Below are 16,271 nucleotides of genomic sequence, written 5' to 3'. Positions count from 1 at the left end.
CTCGAGCCGTTCCCGGCGCCGCCGAACACCACGACCCCGGACGCCACCACCGACCAGGCCATGGCCGTCTCCCGGGCTGCCACCGAGCCCGCAGGAAATGTCGCACACGCGGCGTCCAACACCGGGTCTCAGCTTGGCGCGGTCGCACCGATGCAGCAACTCGCCACAACCGCTGCCGCGGCCGACGACCCAGGGCCATTCACCTGGCTGCAGAACCTCATTCAGGACCTTATCGGGTTTGGACTTCCCACACCCAACAACAATTTCTTGGGCCTGAATCCCACGTTGTACAACGTAATTTTCAAGCTGACGTCGGGTCTGGCGTACTTCTCGAACGGTATCGCCAACTTCGGCTGGTCGATCGGTCAGCAGCTGACGTACGGTCCCGGTGGTGCGACGGTGGGTGCCGGTGGTGCGTGGTTCCCGACGCCGCAGTTCGCGACCTTGGGGCTGGGCAACCTGGGCGCCGGCGTGGGTCATGTCGGCGGGGGAGCGGCGGCGGCGGCCGGTCAGGCGGCCCGGGTGGGCATGTTGTCGGTGCCTCAGCAGTGGGCGACGTTGACTTCGGCGGTGACGCCGGCGGTGGCGGAGTCCGAGGGGGCGTTGGTGCCGGCCGGGGCGGCCGGTGCGGCGGGGGCGAACTCGCCCAACGCCTTGCTGCGGGGCATGCCGATGGGGGGCATGGGCCGCCGCGGCGCGACCCCCGGGTATGTCAACAAGTACGGCTTCCGCTACAGCGTCCTGACCCGCCCACCCTCGGCCGGATAACGGCGGCAATGGAATCCACGTTCGAACACACCGCCCGATCTCTAGGCGACGCGACTCGACGCCCACGATCTCGGGCTCTTCCGTCCGCGCGTCACTGCGACCGCGACGCCGCACCAGTGTTCATCAACTTTCGGGGCAGCAGCCCCGAGATGTCTGTGCTGATCGAAGCGGCCGTCGTGGCCGCGTGGAACTAAGGAGCCAAAGATGTTGGACTACGGGGCAATTCCGCCGGAGATCAATTCGGCACGGATCTACGCGGGCCCAGGCCCGACCACGTTGATGACGGCCGCATCGGCCTGGAGGGCGCTCTCCGCGGAGTTGACCAGCGCGGCAACCGGTTACGACAACGTCATTACTGCGCTTAGCGGCGAAGAATGGCTGGGCACCGCGTCACAAACCATGGCGCAGGCCGCCCAGCCCTACGTTACATGGTTGACCACGACCGCGGCGCACGCGGAAGAGGCTGCCACGCAGGCTCAAGCCGCCGCTGCAGCCTACGAAACGGCGTTGGCCGGGTCCGTGCCGCCGCCACAGATCGCGGCCAACCGCGCTTCCGTGACGCAGCTGAACGCCACCAACGTGTTGGGCCAGAACACGCCGATGATCGCGCAACTGGAGACGCAGTACGGTGAATTCTGGGCCCAGGACGCCGCGGTGATGTATTCCTACGCCGGTCAGTCGGCGAGCGCCTCCAAGTTGACGACGTTCAAACACGCGCCGCAGGTGGTCAATCCGTCGGGTCAGGCCAACCAGGCGGCCGCGACGAGCAACGCGACGGCCAACTCCACCGCCACCAAGACCACGAACGCCCTGCAGGCGTTGGCGCAGCCGGCATCGACCAGCACGACGCAGGCAGCCCAGGCGGCTGCGCAGACGGACCCCTTGACCGAAATCTGGTTCCTGCTCACGGGACAAACCACCTTCCCGACCAACCTCGGTGCTCTGGTCAACGGTTACAGCCCGTTCGCCAGCCTCTTCTATAACTCCGAGGGTCTGCCGTACTTCAGCGTCGGTATGGGCAACTTCGGTGTGCAGATGGCCAAGTCGCTGGGTGCGCTCGGCGGTGCGGCGCCCGCGGTCGCCAAGGCGCTGCCGGGGTTGGGTGGGCTGGGCGGCATGCTCGGCGGTGGCGCGCACCCGGTCGCGGCGATCGGAAGCGCGGCCTCCCTGGGAGGCAGGCTGTCAGTGCCCGTCGCCTGGACTGGCGGCCCGAGCGCCGCCGCCACGCTGGCGCACGCCGTCCCGGTGAGCAGCATCAGTGCGGCCCCGGAAGCGGCTGGGGGAGCGGGGAATCTGCTCGGCGGCATGCCGTTGGCCGGCGTGGGCACCGGTGCCCAGGGCGGCGCCGGACCGAAATACGGTTTCCGCCCGACCGTGATGGCCCGCCCGCCCTTCGCCGGATAATGCCGACGTGTCACACCGCTCCCGAGCAATCGGGAGCGGTGTGACACCCCAGAGGCTCTCTCCGACGCCCTGTTTCAGCCGAGACGGTGCGAGACCGGCTCACGCTCGGTGGCCGGTGTGGCGGCCGCTGCGGAGCGGCGCTGTCGACGTTGGTGTGCCTGGTCGGAGGCGGTCACCGGGGCGGAGGCGATCAAGTCGGCAGCCTTTTCGGCAATGGCGTACACCGTCGCCGCGGTGCCCGCCGTGGGCAGCGACGGCATCACCGAAGCGTCGGCCACGCGCAGACCGCTCGTGTGGTGCACGCGCAGTTCGGCGTCGACGACCGCCATCTCGTCGGTCCCCACCTTGCAGGTGCCGACATAATCGAATGCCGGACGAAGGTTTCGGCGCAGGAATGCGTCGACCTCCGACGAATCGTTCGGCGCGACTTCATCATCGAGATCGGCTTCGCTGCCGCGCCACGTGTCCAAGGCGGTCTGGGTGGCGATGCGTCGTGCCAGGCGGAGCCCATGGCGCATGAGGGCGACGTCGGCCCGCTCGTCGAGATACCTCGGGTCGACGATGACGCCCGGCCCACGATCGGCGCCGGTGAGGGTGACCGTGCCACGGCTTCGGGGCGCCGTCACCGAGAAATGAATGCTGAACCCGTCAGTCACCGCTGCATCGTGATTCGGGTAGCACGCAGTAGTCATGGTGAACTGCAGGTCCGGCCATGGGTCAGGCGAACTGAGCAGGTACACGAAGCCCATGGCCTCACCGATGGGGCTGCGGGGGTCGACGGCAATGGGGATTTTGGAGTGGTACGTCAAGACGCCGACGGGGTGGTCTTGCAGGTTCCGCCCGACTCCCGGGAGATCCAGCCGCGGCCGGATTCCCGCGCTTCGGAGGTGCGCGCTCGCGCCGATACCGGACAGCATGAGCAAGCGCGCAGACCCGATGGCGCCCGCAGCGAGCACGACTTCGCGAGTACAGTAGGCGGTGCCCACGCCGGCAGCGCCGACGAATTCGACGCCCTCGCAACGAGTTCGCGTGAACAGTAGACGGCCGGCCTCGGTGTCGGTGCGCACCTCGAGGTTCGCGCGCCCGCGGGCAGGCCTCAGATAGGCGTCGGCGGCGCTTTGCCTGCGGCCACCGACGATGTTGGCGTCTGGCCACCCGAATCCCGCCTCTAAGCCGCTGCTGGGATCTGCCGCGTAGGCGTAGCCCGATTGCAGTGCGGCGGTGACAGCGCCGACGATCATCGGGTTGCGCAGCGGCGGTGGACCCACGATCAGCGGCCCCTCGTGTCCCCGGATGTGGCGGACTCCGTCGCGGGCCATCTCCGAGCGGCGAAAATAGGGAAGGAGGTCCAGGTAGCTCCACCCTTTGGCGCCGTTCTCCGCCCAGTCGTCGTAGCGCATGTGGTGGCCGCGCACGAAATTCATGGCGTTGATGCTTGATGAACCGCCGAGTCCGCGCCCGCGCGAGACCGCCAGGGCGTTGCCCGAGAAGCCGTTCGGCACAGGCGGATCGCACCAGTCGGCGATGCTTCCGACGAGGCTCGGCCACTGCCGGGGCTCGGCCATCGCCGGTAGCTGTTGCCCTGGGCCCGCCTCGAGCAGCAGGACTCGTCGCCGCGGGTCTTCGGACAACCGCGACGCCAGCACGCTGCCGGCGGTGCCGCCTCCCACGACGATGTAGTCGTAGTGGTCGTTCACCGTTGTGTGTGTGCCGTCGGTCGCACGTCTTGGGCGCAAACTCGACGGGGTTGTGGCCGTTGGCGATCCGCTACCCGCACCGTTTCGACACGGTATTCCAGACGCGCGATCGCTCATGGCCGGCATCCCATGCCACCCATGATGCAGCTGCGGAACCGTTGTGGGCCAGTACTTGTCGCCTATCAAGCGTTAGGTGGCCGTTCGGTCCGCCGGGTCGTGTGTCGCCGTGGGTTGCGGGTTGCCCAGACCTATCCGGTGGATTCGGTGCGCGTGGTGCCGAGTTCGTCCGAGAAGAAGTCGAGAAGCCCATATGGTGCTCGATCACCAAGGAAGAGCTCTAGACCTTGTCGCGCTTCGCTCGCCGATGCGGCGCCGCGCGGGAACATCGCACTTTCGTATTCGGCGAGCGCGCTTTCCGTATCGTCGGGATGCTTCGCGATCGCCTGCGCGAGTTGCGCGGCATCGAGCATGGCCAGATTCGCTCCTTCGCCGTTGGGCGCGGTCAGGTGCGCAGCGTCACCGATGAGGGTGACCCCTGGAACGCGTTCCCACCGATGGCCGTCCGGAAGTGCATACAACGGTCGCGGCACCGGCATCGCGTCGCCGTCGGTGATCATCGCGCCGAGGTGTTCTGCCCAGCCGGCGAATTCAGCGGCTATACGTGCCGTCGCGGTGGCTACGTCCGTGAAGTCGATGCCGGCGATCCACTCGGCCGGCCGGTTGATCGCGATGTAAGCGTGCAGTACGTCGTCAGGCTCGCGGTGGGCGAAGATTCCCTTGCCGGGTGCGAGCGCGAAGAAGGAACCCGCGCCGACAGCGGCGGCCGTCGCCGGATGCCGCCGCTCGGCGTCATGCAGGTAAGTTTCTACGAACGTTGTGCCGACGTACTCGGGTGTCGCGTCGGACACCAGCGGCCGGATTTTCGACCAGGCGCCGTCGGCGCCGACGAGCACGTCGGCAGTTATCGCCGACCCGTCATCGAATGCAACTTCATGCCGACCGTGATCCAGCCGTCGCACCGTGGTGACCTTGCGCCCCCAGTGGACTGTTCCTGCGGGGAGCGAGTCGAGCATGATCTGTCGCAGGTCGCCCCGCAGTACCTCGGGACGTGTGCCCGTGCCGTCGTCGGGCTTGTCGAGCAGTACCGCGCCGTGTCGGTCGGCCAACCGGTAGGCCTGGGCGCCGTGGTGGATGATGGCGCGGAATTGCGGGGTCAATTTCGCCGCTGCGATCGCGGCCTGCCCGTCCTCCTCGTGAATATCCAGTAGTCCGCCCTGGTTTCGGCTTCCCGCCGACGGCTCAGCCTCGTAGACCGTTGCGGCGATACCGTGCACGTGCAGAACCCGCGCTAGCGTGAGCCCCGCGATTCCCGCGCCGACGATAATGACTGGCCTCCGCACTATCGGCACCTCCCGGTTGGAACGACGTTCCACATCTTGGAACAACGTTCCAATCATGTCAAGATGTAGCCATGGCCACGACCAAGCAGCCCGTTGAGCGGCGCGCCGATGGACTGTCCAAAGAGCACATCGTCAGGACCGCCATCGACATCCTGGATGCCGATGGCGAAGGCGCGCTGACGTTTCGTGTCCTCGCGACGCGACTGGCGACCGGACCCGGCGCCATCTATCACTATGTTTCCAGCAAGAGTGACTTGATGGCCGCCGCCGCCGAAGAGGTCATCGGCAGGCTGCTGATCGTCGCCATAGACGCGGAGCCGCGGGAGGCGATTCGCTCTCTCGCGCTCGGGGTCTTCGACGCGTTCACTGCTCATCCCTGGGTGGGTGCTCAGCTCGCCCGTGAGCCGTGGATTCCGGTGGTTCGGGTCTTCGAGGCCATCGGTGGCCAGATTCAGGCGCTCGGCATTCCCGAAGCCGCGCAGTTCAACTCGGCGTCGGCGGTGCTGAATTACATGCTCGGGGCTGCGGGGCAAAATGCCGCGAACGCCCGACTGGTTCCACCTGGAACGGAACGGTCGGTCTTCCTAGAGGCCGTCACCGACAAATGGCTGCAGCATCCGCCCGAGGAGTATCCCTTCGTGCACCAGGTCGCCGGACAGTTGCGGGACCATGACGACCGCGAACAATTCCTCGCCGGCATCAATTTGATCCTGGCGGGCGCGGAGGCGTTGCGTCGCTAAATGCGAGGCTCCCTGGTCTCATGCTTCTTGTCTTTACGAGTCAGGCTCCGCGAGCCCGGCCCCACGAGCGTAAGCCCGCTGCGATTCTTTGCCCGAAATTCCGCAGTGGCCTTACGGTCGCGATCTCAGTGGCAAGCTAAGTATTCGCTCACGGCTGAGCGAATTAACTCCCAACGGACACACAGTAATTCGTCACTGTGACGTTTTGGCGTCCGGCCCGGTCGTAACGGGGGTGGCCGACAGGAAGTTAATCCGCCGTGAGTTCAAGCACCGATGGATCGGGCGCCGGCACAAGCGCCATCCAGACGGTCGGATGATTCGATTTTCACTCGAGCGCCGACAATAGCTTCTCAAGGCGCGTGGCTGGTCGATGCCAGGGCGGCGATAACGCCCGTGTGCTGCGCAGACGTAAGAGTCGCAACCAGGGCGCAAGGCCTTCCGCCGGTAACTCGGCATTCGTCTTGTGCCGATAAGCGACATTATGTCAACTTCGAACGGCGTCTCACACCTACCCTAGGGGCCAGTTATCGTGTGCATCTTCGGCCCGCCGCAAACTCGAAGAACAGCGGAATCGTTTCTCGGGCGCGCCTTGGCTCTCCCCGCCGGAACTGTCCGGCGTCGCGCGACGATATCGCCCTGGAAAGCCACCTGAGGGACTACGGCAACGACCCCGCCGTGATTACTAGCGACGACAACGTGGTGTCAGTTAACCCCGCCGTCGGTTGGACCTCACAGCGTGGGCTTTGCGGGGTTTAGCCGATACCTACGACACGCAGACCACGGCCGCGATGTTGCCCTAGCTTGACGGACGATCGCGCGTTATGGCGGCATGGCGGCGCCGATATTGCACAATGACGGGATGAGCGAGGCCGAGGAAGTGGTCGTCCCGCCGTTGACCGCGTCGTCGCGGCCGCTGTCGCCGGGTATCAAGCCGTTGCTGGTCCTGGCGAAAATCCGCGGGATCATGGACGCGTTCACCCTGGCCGAGCCGGAATTGACCCTCGGCGAGATCCGGGCGCGCACCGGCTATCCGACCTCCACCGTGCAACGGCTGGTGGCCAACCTGGTCGCCGAGGAATTTCTGGATCGCGTCGGCGACCGCTTCAAAATCGGGGCCCGCGTGGCCTATTGGGCGGCGCCGGTTTCCAGCAGCATGGGCATTTTGGATGCGGTGTCACCGGCATTGGAATCGTTGCGTGACGCCAGCGGGGAAACGGCCTGTTTCTTCCGCCGCGAGGGCCCGTACCGGGTATGTGTCGCGATCGCGGAGACGCGTCACGCGATCCGTCGTGAGATGCACGTGGGCAAGGTGGTTCCGCTGCACGTCGGCTCGGCCGGCCGCATCCTGATGGCCTGGGATGATGACGCGTTGCAGCAGGTGCTCGCATCGGACTTGGCGCGGTTCACCGACGCTACGGTCACGGACCCGGAAGTGTTGCGCGCTAACGTCGACGAGGCTCGCCGGATGGGATTCGCCGTGACCTCCGGCGAGCGCGACGAGGGCGCGACGGGCGTCGCGGCGCCGGTATTCGATTCTCGCGGCCGAGTTGTGGGCGCCCTGATGATCAGCGGTCCCAGCTTCCGCTTGACGCATGAGCACGCCGTGAAATGGGCGGAGAACGTCGTCGGGGCCGCTGACCAGGTGACCCGCACCCTCGGTGGCCGGCTCCCCTACTAACGAAGCTACCCGGCGGCCGGAGGCCGGGCCACGACCGTGGGACGCACGCCATACCGGGGTGCCTTGCCGGAGCCCGCGTCGCTGGCGCCGGCCCCAAATGGCATGCCGCCGAGAATGTTTCCGGGCCGGGCATCCGGCGCTTCCCTGATGTTGCTGACCGGTGGCAGCATCGCCCCGTGGTGTGGCTCTCCCATCGTGTTCTGGGCCCACACGGTGGGGACCGACAGACGGCCGACGGTAGCCGCGCTACCCGAAGCTCCTGCAACCGAAGCTCCGCCCAGCCCGACCGTGGTTGGAACCACGACCGCCGGTGGGGTTGCGGCCGCCGCCGGGACGGCCGCGGTGGCAGGACCGCCCAACGCCCCCGCGGACTTTGCGATCGAGACAAACGTGTTGGCGATGCCTACGGAGAAAAAGGGCAGGCCCTCGGTGTTGTAGAACGTGGTGGAAAACGGCGCGTAAAAGGTGAAGATGTCACCCAGCCATTCCAGCAGGCCCGAGGACAGCGCATTCTTCACCGGATCCGCCGGCGGGGCCGCCGGATCGGCGGCCTGCATACCGGTGGACAGCTTTCCCAGCACGGAGGTGATCTTGCTCATTGCACTGTGCAACGTGTTTTGGGCGGTGCCCGCCGAGGTCCCGGTGACCGCGGCGCTCTGCTGGGCCGTTCCGGCCGGGTTGGTCATCTGGGGCGCCGAGGTGAACGGCTTGACCGCGGAGATGCTCGCCGATCGACCCGCGTAGTTGTACATCGTCGCCGAATCGGTTGCCCACATCTCCCCATACTCCGCTTCCAAAGCTGCAATCGCCGCGGTGTTTTGGCCCAGCATGTTGGTCGACAACAGCTGTGCCAGATTGACCCGGTTGGCCGCGATGGCCGGCGGCGGCACGATGGTGGCACGCGCCGTCTCGAAGGCCGTGACCGCGGACATGGCTTGGCTCGCGGCATGCTCAGCCGCGGCGGCCGTGGTGCTCATCCATTCGACATACGGGCCGACGGCCTCCGCCATCGACGCCGAGGCCTGTCCTAACCACTCCTCGCTGGCCAACGTGTTCACGACCCTGCCGTAGGCCAAAGCAGCCGAATTCAGCTCAGCGGCAATAGTGTTCCATGCCGTGGCCGCGCCCATCATGGACGCCGAGCCCGCACCCGCATACATCAGCCCCGAGTTGGTCTCCGGTGGCAAGGCCCCAAAGTCGAGCATCGCAAGGCCCTTAGCCGGCGGCGACCGCGTTGGCGGCTTCGGTGGCTGCGTAGGATCCCGAGCTGAAATCCAGGGCGCCGACGAACATCTCGTGGATCGCCAGCGCCTGGGCGCTGACCTGCTGATACAGTTGCCCATGGGCTGCAAACTGCGCCGCGGTCAATATCGACACTTGGTCTGCGGCCGCGGGGATCACCCCAGTCGTCGACGCTGCCGCCGCCGCATTCTGAGCCGCAAGCGCAGAGCCGATAGCTCGCAGCGCGCCAGCCGCCGACGCCAACGCTTCTGGGTGCGTAGTAATAAATGACATATTGCCTCCTATTTCAATAACCTTGCGGCTCAACGAACCGCAAAGGGCTTTCGCTACCGACAAACGAGCTAGTCGCACCCTGGCGACCACGCTCGAAGGCTTCGACGTTTGAGTTGTGTTGCCAGAGCAGTTATCCGGCTGAGGGAGGGCGAGCAATGATGCGCGGGCGAAATCCGTATTCGCGGGGCGGCAAGCCGCCCCGGTCACGTCTGCCGCGAGCCGGCGGTAGTTGGCGCAGCATCGTCTCCGGTCCGGTCGATTGGCTGTCGAGACCTTCGGTGCCGATCGCCCGAACGCCGAACTCCTCAGCCGCTGTAGGTGCCGTCGCCACCCAGCCCGTAGGAACCGATAGCGGACCGATCTTGTTGGAAGAAGCCAGGTTTGCCGCGATCGAACCACCGCTGAGGCCGACCGGCGCCGCGAGCGCGGGCGTTGCGGCTAAGCCGGCTGCGGCCCCCCTCGCGAGATGCTCGGGCCACAGCACGCCGATCTGCGAAAAAATCAGAGAACCCAGGTAGGTCATCGGCCAGAACGTGACGTCCAGCGCGCCGAACAGGAGCCCCTTGATCTGACTGGACAAGCTATTGATCATGTCGTTGATCGCCGTCTGCGTCGCCGACGGTCCGCCGGTCCCTGCCGAGGCCAGGGTGACCGCCGCTTGCTGTTGAGCCAGGCCGGCCTGGTCGGTGGTCGGAGTCGGCTCGACGAACGGGGCCAATTGCGACGCCGTCGACGCAGCGGCATAGCCGTACATGGCGGTGGCGTCCTGAGCCCACATTTCGGCATATTGGGCCTCGGTCGCCGCGATCGCGGCGGTGTTCTGTCCGAAGAAATTTGTCGCGATCAGCGCCGCCAACGTCGCGCGGTTCGCGGCGATCGCCGACGGTGGGACCGTCATCAAGAACGCGGTCTCGTAGGCCAGCACGACCGCCCTGGCCCGCGCGCCCGCCGCATCGGCCAGAGCGCCGGCGGCGCGCAGCCAGTGAATGAAGGGTGTCACTGCTGCCATCATCGAGCGCGATGCGGGACCCAACCACGGCGCGCCGGTCAGCTCGGCGGTCACCGTCGAGTAGCCGGCGGCGCTCGATCCCAGTTCGGCCGCCAGATCCTCCCAGGCCGCCGCCGCCGCGGTCATGGGGCCCGCTCCAGCGCCTGCGTACATGCGGCCGGAATTCACCTCCGGCGGCAACGCCCCGTAGTCGATCATCGGTCTGCCTTCAGTGAATGCCATTCCGATGCAATTGATTCCGGGTTGATGTCATCGAGGCTGCGGCGCGACGTGCGGGGCCCCAGGGAGAGGACGGCAACGATGACGACAGCCAACGCCCCGGCGACGACGGCAAACATAGCGCCCGCGCCATAGCGGTCGAGGACCGGGATGAGGACGAACGGCGAAGCGGCGCTGGACAACCGGGATAGCGAGTACGTCCAGCCGACCGCCGTGGCGCGCACCGCGGTCGGGAAGATTTCGGCCTGGTAAAGGTGGTAGACGTTCGAGAAGACATTGCTGGTTGCCGTAGTCAGGAAACCGAAAAGCACGATCAGCGGCGCCGACGATTGCGTCGCGAACATCAGGCCGAACCCGGCGACCGCAACGATCGAGCCGACCAGCAGAAATTTGCGTTCGAACCTGGCCATGAGCGGGATGGCCATCGCTGAGCCGAGGGGGTAGCCGAGAAACGAGACCGCGCTGAACAACATGGACGAGGTGATGGGGTAACCGCGGTTCACCAGCACCAGCGCTGCCAAGGTGCCGAACCCGTAGTAGCCGAACGTCTGGAACAGGTGAAAGATCACCAGCATCACCAGTCGGCGGTTGTACGGCGCGCGGCGCAGCGCCCTTAGCTGAGACCGTGGCGAACCCGTCGGCGTCGGCGGGGCGTCGACTTCCTCGCGGTGGTGCACTTCGACTTGCGATGCGCCCACGAAGCGGGCCAGCACCCGGTGTGCCTCGTCGAGGCGACCCGCGCCGGCAAGCCAGCGCGGGGACTCCGGCAACCAGCGGTTGAGGACGAAGACGACCGCCGGGCCCGCTCCCCCGAGGGCCAACAACCAGCGCCAGCCCGCGATGCCCAACGGTGCCCGGCCCGTCAACCACACCGAGAGGAATCCGGCCAGCGGCACCGCCAGGTAGGAGCAGGTGTAGGCGTAGGCGGCCAGCCGGCCGCGCCGCTCCTTAGGCAGGACATCGGCGAGGTAAGAGTCGGCCACGGGATATACGGCGCCGATGCCCACCCCCGCCAGGAATCGCGTGGCCAGAAGAAGCGGCGGAGACGGCACGAACGCGCCGAGCAGCGAGAACGTCGAAAACCAGCCGAGTCCCACTAAGAAGGCCTTGCGGCGTCCCACGCGATCGGCAAGACCTCCGAGCAGCGCCGCGCCGAAGAACATGCCGAGAAACGAGGATGCCAGGACCAGCTCGAGGACGGTGCCGCCCACCCCGAATTCGCGGCGGAGGGCGGTGCTGACGGTGCTGGACAGGAAGATCTCGTAGATCTCGAAGAACAGGCCGAGTCCGACGGCGATGACGATTTTGCGGTGCACGGGCCCTACCGGTAAGCCGTCAAGCACGTCGTCGACCAAGCGCTCCCCCAGGGTGCTGGGAGTGATCTCGGTCGATTGGGACTTCTTGGCCGATAACAGCACGCCGCCCTCGCCTCGCGTAGTGGTTCACCGCTTGCTATGTGATTCGTTCAACACCTGCCGACTGTAGTGGATTCGATCACAGTACGGAAGGCTTGAGCACCATAATGTAGGTATAGATGCACAATGTGGTTGAAAGGTGAGGTCGATGGATAGATTCAACGGCGGACCGCTCGACGGAGTGCGCGTCCTGGAGCTGGGCAATTACATCGCCGCCCCTACCGCCGGGCGGTTGCTCGCCGACTTCGGCGCGGAGGTGATCAAGATCGAACGCCCCGAAACCGGCGACGAGCTGCGACGCTGGCGTCTCTACTCCGGTACGACCTCGATGCTCTTCCGCACCATCAACCGCAACAAGAAATCGGTGATTCTGGACTTAAAGAGTCGGGGAGGCCAGGCGGCGGTTCGCGAACTGGCGCGATCGTGCGACATCGTCCTGGAAAACTTCCGGCCCGGCACGCTCGAGCGATGGGGCATCGGGCCGCAGGAGTTGTGCGTCGACAACCCCGATTTGATCGTCGTGCGCGTCTCTGCTTACGGGCAAACCGGACCGCGCAGCCGTGAGCCCGGCTTCGCCGCCGTCGCCGAGGCGATGGCTGGGCTGCGGGCGCTCACCGGTGAGCCGGACCGGCCGCCGTCGCGGACCGGCGTGTCGATCGGCGATTCCTTGGCCGGCATCTACGCCGCCTTCGGCGCCCTGATCGCCATGCATCAGCGCCACAAGGACCGCATCGCGGGGCGGTATACGCAGATCGCTGACCGCACCGTGGACGTCGCCCTGACCGAAGCCATCTTCTCGGTGATGGAATCGCTGGTCCCCGAGCACGACGCCTACGGCGTCACGCGCACTCGGTGCGGCGGCCGCCTGGAGGGGGTAGCCCCCTCGAACGCCTACCCGTGCGCCGATGGCCGATGGGTGGTGATCGCCGGCAACGGTGACGCCATCTACCGCCGGCTGATGCGGCTGATCGACCGGGCCGACCTCGCCGAAGATCCGCGGCTAGCCGACAACGCGCTGCGTTGGCAGGCGCGCGACGAGCTCGACGACGCGATTGGCGCGTGGACGGCGCGGACGCCCGCGGCCGAGGCCCTCGCCGCGCTGGCCGAAGCCGCGGTCCCGGCCGGCCCCATCAACACCGCGGCCGACATCAAAGTCGATGAGCAATTCCTGGCGCGCGGCATGATCCAGCGTTTGCCAGTGTCCACTGGGACCGAGGACCTGCCCGATGTGGCGTTCCCCGGCATCGTTCCGCGCATCGGCGACCGTCCACGCGGAATCCAAAGTCTGGGGCCCGATTTGGGTGAGCACACCGAAGAAGTCCTCGGCGCGCTCGACGGGTATCCCGGAGGCCTCGGAGTCGAGGAGCTGATCGGATGACCGCCCCGGTGCAGCTGCGTGACGTGACCCTGCGCGACGGTCTGCAACTCACGGGCAAACTCCTGGACACGGCCAGCAAGGTTGAGTTGGCTCGGCTGCTGTTGAGCGTCGGGTTCGACGCTGTAGAGGTGGGCGCCATGGCGCGGCCCGATGTGGTGCCCCCGATGGCCAACACCCTCGACGTCGTCGCCGCGCTGACCGCCGAGGAGCTGCAACGCTGCTGGCTGTGGGCGGCGACGCCGCGGGGCGTCGCACGGGCGCTCGACGCCGGCGCCTGCAACTTCCAGTACTGCTTGTCGGTGAGCGACCAGCACAACCTCGCCAACATCGGGCGGACCACGGCCGACAGCATGGCGGCATTGCCCGAGGCGGTCGAACTGGTCGCGGCGGCCGGCGGCGAAATGCAGCTGACGCTGGCCACCGCGTTCACCTGCCCCTACAGCGGTGCCGTCGACCCGCACCGCGTCATCGAGCTCGTCACCGACGACCGGGCGGCGACCATTCGCAGCGTCGTCGTGTGCGACACCCTGGGCCAGGCCACACCGGGCGAGGTCCGCGCCCTTCTCGGACGGCTCCGAACCGCCGCGCCCGGGCGTCGCATCGTCTTTCACGGACACGACACGTGGGGCTTGGGAGTCTCGAACACCCTGGCCGCGATCGACGCCGGCGCCGCCATGGTGGACGGGTCGCTGGGCGGCCTGGGCGGCTGCCCGTTTGCCCCGGGCGCCAGTGGCAATACCGCCACCGAGGACCTGTTGTTCGCGCTGCGGCCCGAGTGGTTGACCCCAGCAGTCTTCGCGGACATCGTCACCGCGGCGGACCGCCTTCTGGCGAAGCTGGGCGAACCCAACAGGTCCAAAGCCGCTCAGGGCGCCCGGTCCACCGGAACGGTTTTCCCCTGGGCGGTGGCCGAGCGGCTGTCCGCCTGATCCCCGTCACGGCGCCGGCGCGAACGATGCCCCAGCGCCCGCCGTCTCGCCGGACCGAGCCCGCGAGCTCCAGCATCGCCAGGGGCCCCAGCGCCTGCTCGGGCGCCAGGCCCGACCCGACGGCGATTTGCTCGACCGCTCACCGCGCCGCGGCCGGGCAGCGCCTCGTACACCCTGCGTTCGGCGTCGCTGAGCTCGTCCAACGGGGTTGCGGGGCCGCATTCCTTGGCCCCAGGTCGCCGATGCGTCCCATCAGCTCGACCACGTGCTCGGCCCGGGTGACCAGTTGCGCGCCGCAGCAGCGCGTGGCACCCCGCGGACGCCGACGACGTCACAGGACCGCCATCAGCCGATTCCTTGCAGGTGGGTGCGCCGCCGCCCGATCAGCACGCTCTACACCGAGGCCAGGAAGCGCACGAGTGTCAGGCCTGCTTGCCGGTTCGGGTTTCGAGTCGCGCCATCAGCAGTAGATGTAGTTGATCGTGTGCACCTCTTTGAGGCCGACGGTGACCGTGGTGCTGTCGGGACCGGGGCGGCTTTGGGTAATTTGGCGCGGCTGGCCCATTCCGGCGTTGGCATACAACCCGACCATGCCGACATAGGCCGCGACGAGGATGAGGGCTCCCACCACGATGACCGTTTCGACTGAAGGCTTTCCGATCCGAACCGACCTAGCCGACACCTATGCCTCCTCGTGCTGGAACGACGCCTCGCAGCAGCCCAACGCGTCGAGGTCATCGTCGTCTTGCGGTACAGCGCGTTTCGCGGGTGGCCAGCGGAAGGCGTCGGCGCCCGCAGTCCGGGGTCGGCGGAATAGCCGACGGTACCGTCACGCGCGCCACTATGAACGCTGGAGCGGCATGGGCGGTGCGTTTGGTGTCGGCAAGGGGTCAGGTCCATCACTTCACCTACGCCTCGGGTGCGGGTGTGCGATTCAGTGCCCGTTGTCGGCTAGTTCTTGGCGGTTAGCTTTTCCAGATACGCAATCATGCAGAGCCAGAAGGGGTTTGGGTGCCCACCAGTTGGTCTTGCCGAGCAGTGTCATGAGTGCGGGGACCAGGACGGCCCGGACGATGGTGGCGTCGAGGAGGACGGCTAGGGCGGCGCCTAGTCCGAGTTCTTTGACGAAGACGAGGCGAGACAGCAGTAGTGCGCACATGGACAGGCAAAGAAGCGCCGCCGCTGAGGTGACGATTCGGCCGGTGTGCTCGATGCCGGTCGCGACCGCTTGACGGTTGTCGTGACCGAGGTCGTGGGATTCTTTGATGCGGCCGAGCAGGAATACGCCATAGTCGGTGGACAATCCGAACGCCACGGCGGCGAGCACGATCGGCGCGGTGGAGTCCAGGGCACCTTGTCCTGTGGCGGCGAGCAGGCCGGTGAGGTGGCCTTGTTGGAAGACGAACACCACGCTGCCAAGGGCGGCACCAAGTGACAGCGCGTTCATGAGGACAGCTTTGGCGGGCAATACGATTGATCTGGTCATGGCGAAGAGGACTAGCACCGTGGCGGCCATCAGTGTCCCGGCAGCCAGCGGCAGGTGCTGGCGCAGGCTGGTGTTGAGCGCCAACGCGTCGGCGGTGGGCCCGGTCAGGCGCACCTTGCGCGGGAACTGCAGGTGTTGGATGCTATCGAGGGTGGCGCGGGAGGTGCTCGAGATGGGTTGGCCGCTAAGGGTGATGGGAATCAGCCAGCGGGTGTGATCGAGTATCTGTGGTTGTCCGACTGCCGCCACCCCGGTAATGGCTTTCACCGTGTTCGCGACTGTGGTGATGCTGGCCTGGTCGGCCGCAGGGGCGTCGATCAACAGTTGTTCCTGGTCGCTGATCGGGGCGGGGAATTCGCGGCTCATCACCTGGGCGACCTGGCCGGCGGAGACGTTGGCGGGCAACGTGTCTGCCGTCAGCACGCTGGTGAATTGCACGCCAAGCAGTGGGGACGCCAGTACCAGCAGGGCACCGGCGGCCAGAATTGCAGACAGGGCGGGTCGGCGCATCACCGCAGAGGCGACGTGTCGCCACCGCGCCGCACTCGGGTCCTGGCCGCCTCGCTGGGCGTTCTGGGCGTACGAATCGAGTCGCTGGCACCGTCACGCTGGCAGCGGCGGGCCCAGCGAGGC

General features: G+C 66.9%; 15 protein-coding genes and 1 pseudogene. 7 read left to right on the top strand and 9 right to left on the bottom strand.

Annotated elements, in window-relative coordinates; genetic code table 11:
- Together A5700_RS03210 and A5700_RS03205 are read left to right on the top strand one after the other, a co-directional pair.
- A partial coding sequence (locus tag A5700_RS03210; protein ID WP_197502925.1) for a PE/PPE C-terminal domain-containing protein occupies positions 1 to 768 on the top strand: 768 nt, incomplete at its 5' end.
- 204 nt (positions 769 to 972) lie between these two features.
- Complete coding sequence (locus A5700_RS03205; protein WP_068073857.1) at positions 973 to 2,172, top strand: PPE family protein; 1,200 nt, start codon at positions 973 to 975, stop codon at positions 2,170 to 2,172.
- A gap of 74 nt (positions 2,173 to 2,246) precedes the next feature.
- On the opposite strand, the gene A5700_RS03200 is transcribed toward A5700_RS03205, so the two are convergent.
- Positions 2,247 to 3,869 (bottom strand): GMC family oxidoreductase, encoded by a 1,623-nt coding sequence (locus tag A5700_RS03200; RefSeq protein ID WP_068073855.1) that lies wholly within the window; start codon positions 3,867 to 3,869, stop codon positions 2,247 to 2,249.
- Between the two features lie 248 nt (positions 3,870 to 4,117).
- Positions 4,118 to 5,326 (bottom strand): NAD(P)/FAD-dependent oxidoreductase, encoded by a 1,209-nt coding sequence (locus A5700_RS03195; protein WP_082960644.1) that lies wholly within the window; start codon positions 5,324 to 5,326, stop codon positions 4,118 to 4,120.
- Positions 5,327 to 5,340: 14 nt separating this feature from the next.
- On the opposite strand from A5700_RS03195, the gene A5700_RS03190 reads away from it, so the two are divergent.
- Both A5700_RS03190 and A5700_RS03185 read left to right on the top strand, forming a co-directional pair.
- Positions 5,341 to 6,009 (top strand): TetR/AcrR family transcriptional regulator, encoded by a 669-nt coding sequence (locus A5700_RS03190; protein ID WP_068073851.1) that lies wholly within the window; start codon positions 5,341 to 5,343, stop codon positions 6,007 to 6,009.
- A gap of 859 nt (positions 6,010 to 6,868) precedes the next feature.
- Positions 6,869 to 7,687, top strand: coding sequence for an IclR family transcriptional regulator (locus A5700_RS03185; RefSeq protein WP_068073849.1), 819 nt, complete (start codon positions 6,869 to 6,871; stop codon positions 7,685 to 7,687).
- Between the two features lie 5 nt (positions 7,688 to 7,692).
- Here the strand turns inward: A5700_RS03185 and A5700_RS03180 are convergent, their stop codons facing one another.
- From A5700_RS03180 to A5700_RS03165, 4 genes are all read right to left on the bottom strand, one after another.
- The gene (locus A5700_RS03180) at positions 7,693 to 8,892 is read right to left on the bottom strand and encodes a PPE family protein (protein ID WP_068073848.1); all 1,200 of its coding nucleotides are present in this window, start codon (positions 8,890 to 8,892) and stop codon (positions 7,693 to 7,695) included.
- A 10-nt stretch (positions 8,893 to 8,902) separates the two neighbouring features.
- Complete coding sequence (locus tag A5700_RS03175; protein ID WP_068073846.1) at positions 8,903 to 9,202, bottom strand: PE family protein; 300 nt, start codon at positions 9,200 to 9,202, stop codon at positions 8,903 to 8,905.
- A 130-nt stretch (positions 9,203 to 9,332) separates the two neighbouring features.
- The gene (locus tag A5700_RS03170; protein WP_082960643.1) at positions 9,333 to 10,409 is read right to left on the bottom strand and encodes a PPE family protein; all 1,077 of its coding nucleotides are present in this window, start codon (positions 10,407 to 10,409) and stop codon (positions 9,333 to 9,335) included.
- A complete protein-coding gene (locus A5700_RS03165) occupies positions 10,406 to 11,848 on the bottom strand; it encodes an MFS transporter (protein WP_231973909.1) in 1,443 nt (480 codons plus the stop codon). Before A5700_RS03165 ends, A5700_RS03170 begins: the two co-directional genes overlap by 4 nt.
- A 145-nt stretch (positions 11,849 to 11,993) precedes the next feature.
- Between A5700_RS03165 and A5700_RS03160 the strand changes: the two genes are divergently transcribed.
- The gene (locus A5700_RS03160) at positions 11,994 to 13,223 is read left to right on the top strand and encodes a CaiB/BaiF CoA-transferase family protein (protein ID WP_068073845.1); all 1,230 of its coding nucleotides are present in this window, start codon (positions 11,994 to 11,996) and stop codon (positions 13,221 to 13,223) included.
- Complete coding sequence (locus A5700_RS03155; protein WP_068073843.1) at positions 13,220 to 14,152, top strand: hydroxymethylglutaryl-CoA lyase; 933 nt, start codon at positions 13,220 to 13,222, stop codon at positions 14,150 to 14,152. The genes A5700_RS03160 and A5700_RS03155 overlap by 4 nt, the downstream gene beginning before the upstream one ends.
- On the opposite strand, the pseudogene A5700_RS26795 reads toward A5700_RS03155, so the two are convergent.
- The 3 genes and pseudogenes from A5700_RS26795 to A5700_RS03150 all read right to left on the bottom strand — a co-directional run.
- Positions 14,148 to 14,493: pseudogene (locus A5700_RS26795) on the bottom strand (DNA processing protein DprA); the annotation flags it as partial. The gene A5700_RS03155 and the pseudogene A5700_RS26795 sit on opposite strands and share 5 nt — an antisense overlap.
- A gap of 119 nt (positions 14,494 to 14,612) precedes the next feature.
- Positions 14,613 to 14,780, bottom strand: coding sequence for a hypothetical protein (locus A5700_RS25880; protein ID WP_156671053.1), 168 nt, complete (start codon positions 14,778 to 14,780; stop codon positions 14,613 to 14,615).
- 306 nt (positions 14,781 to 15,086) lie between these two features.
- Positions 15,087 to 16,076, bottom strand: coding sequence for an MMPL family transporter (locus tag A5700_RS03150; RefSeq protein ID WP_231973908.1), 990 nt, complete (start codon positions 16,074 to 16,076; stop codon positions 15,087 to 15,089).
- On the opposite strand from A5700_RS03150, the gene A5700_RS26790 reads away from it, so the two are divergent.
- A partial coding sequence (locus tag A5700_RS26790; protein ID WP_231991372.1) for a hypothetical protein occupies positions 16,071 to 16,271 on the top strand: 201 nt, incomplete at its 3' end. The two genes, A5700_RS03150 and A5700_RS26790, sit on opposite strands and share 6 nt — an antisense overlap.

The sequence above is a fragment of the Mycobacterium sp. E1214 genome, from assembly GCF_001666755.1.
Taxonomy (GTDB): domain Bacteria; phylum Actinomycetota; class Actinomycetes; order Mycobacteriales; family Mycobacteriaceae; genus Mycobacterium.
Note: the sequence above shows the minus strand (reverse complement) of the source record. Positions and strands in the feature narration are given on the sequence as shown.

Bases quoted from the DNA above. Each gene is read 5' to 3' on its own strand.
- A5700_RS03170 (WP_082960643.1), bottom strand. From the start codon at position 10,409: ATGATCGACTACGGGGCGTTGCCGCCGGAGGTGAATTCCGGCCGCATG.
- A5700_RS03195 (WP_082960644.1), bottom strand. From the start codon at position 5,326: ATGATTGGAACGTTGTTCCAAGATGTGGAACGTCGTTCCAACCGGGAG.
- A5700_RS03185 (WP_068073849.1), top strand. From the start codon at position 6,869: ATGAGCGAGGCCGAGGAAGTGGTCGTCCCGCCGTTGACCGCGTCGTCG.
- A5700_RS03190 (WP_068073851.1), top strand. From the start codon at position 5,341: ATGGCCACGACCAAGCAGCCCGTTGAGCGGCGCGCCGATGGACTGTCC.
- A5700_RS03205 (WP_068073857.1), top strand. From the start codon at position 973: ATGTTGGACTACGGGGCAATTCCGCCGGAGATCAATTCGGCACGGATC.
- A5700_RS03175 (WP_068073846.1), bottom strand. From the start codon at position 9,202: ATGTCATTTATTACTACGCACCCAGAAGCGTTGGCGTCGGCGGCTGGC.
- A5700_RS03155 (WP_068073843.1), top strand. From the start codon at position 13,220: ATGACCGCCCCGGTGCAGCTGCGTGACGTGACCCTGCGCGACGGTCTG.
- A5700_RS03160 (WP_068073845.1), top strand. From the start codon at position 11,994: ATGGATAGATTCAACGGCGGACCGCTCGACGGAGTGCGCGTCCTGGAG.
- A5700_RS03180 (WP_068073848.1), bottom strand. From the start codon at position 8,892: ATGCTCGACTTTGGGGCCTTGCCACCGGAGACCAACTCGGGGCTGATG.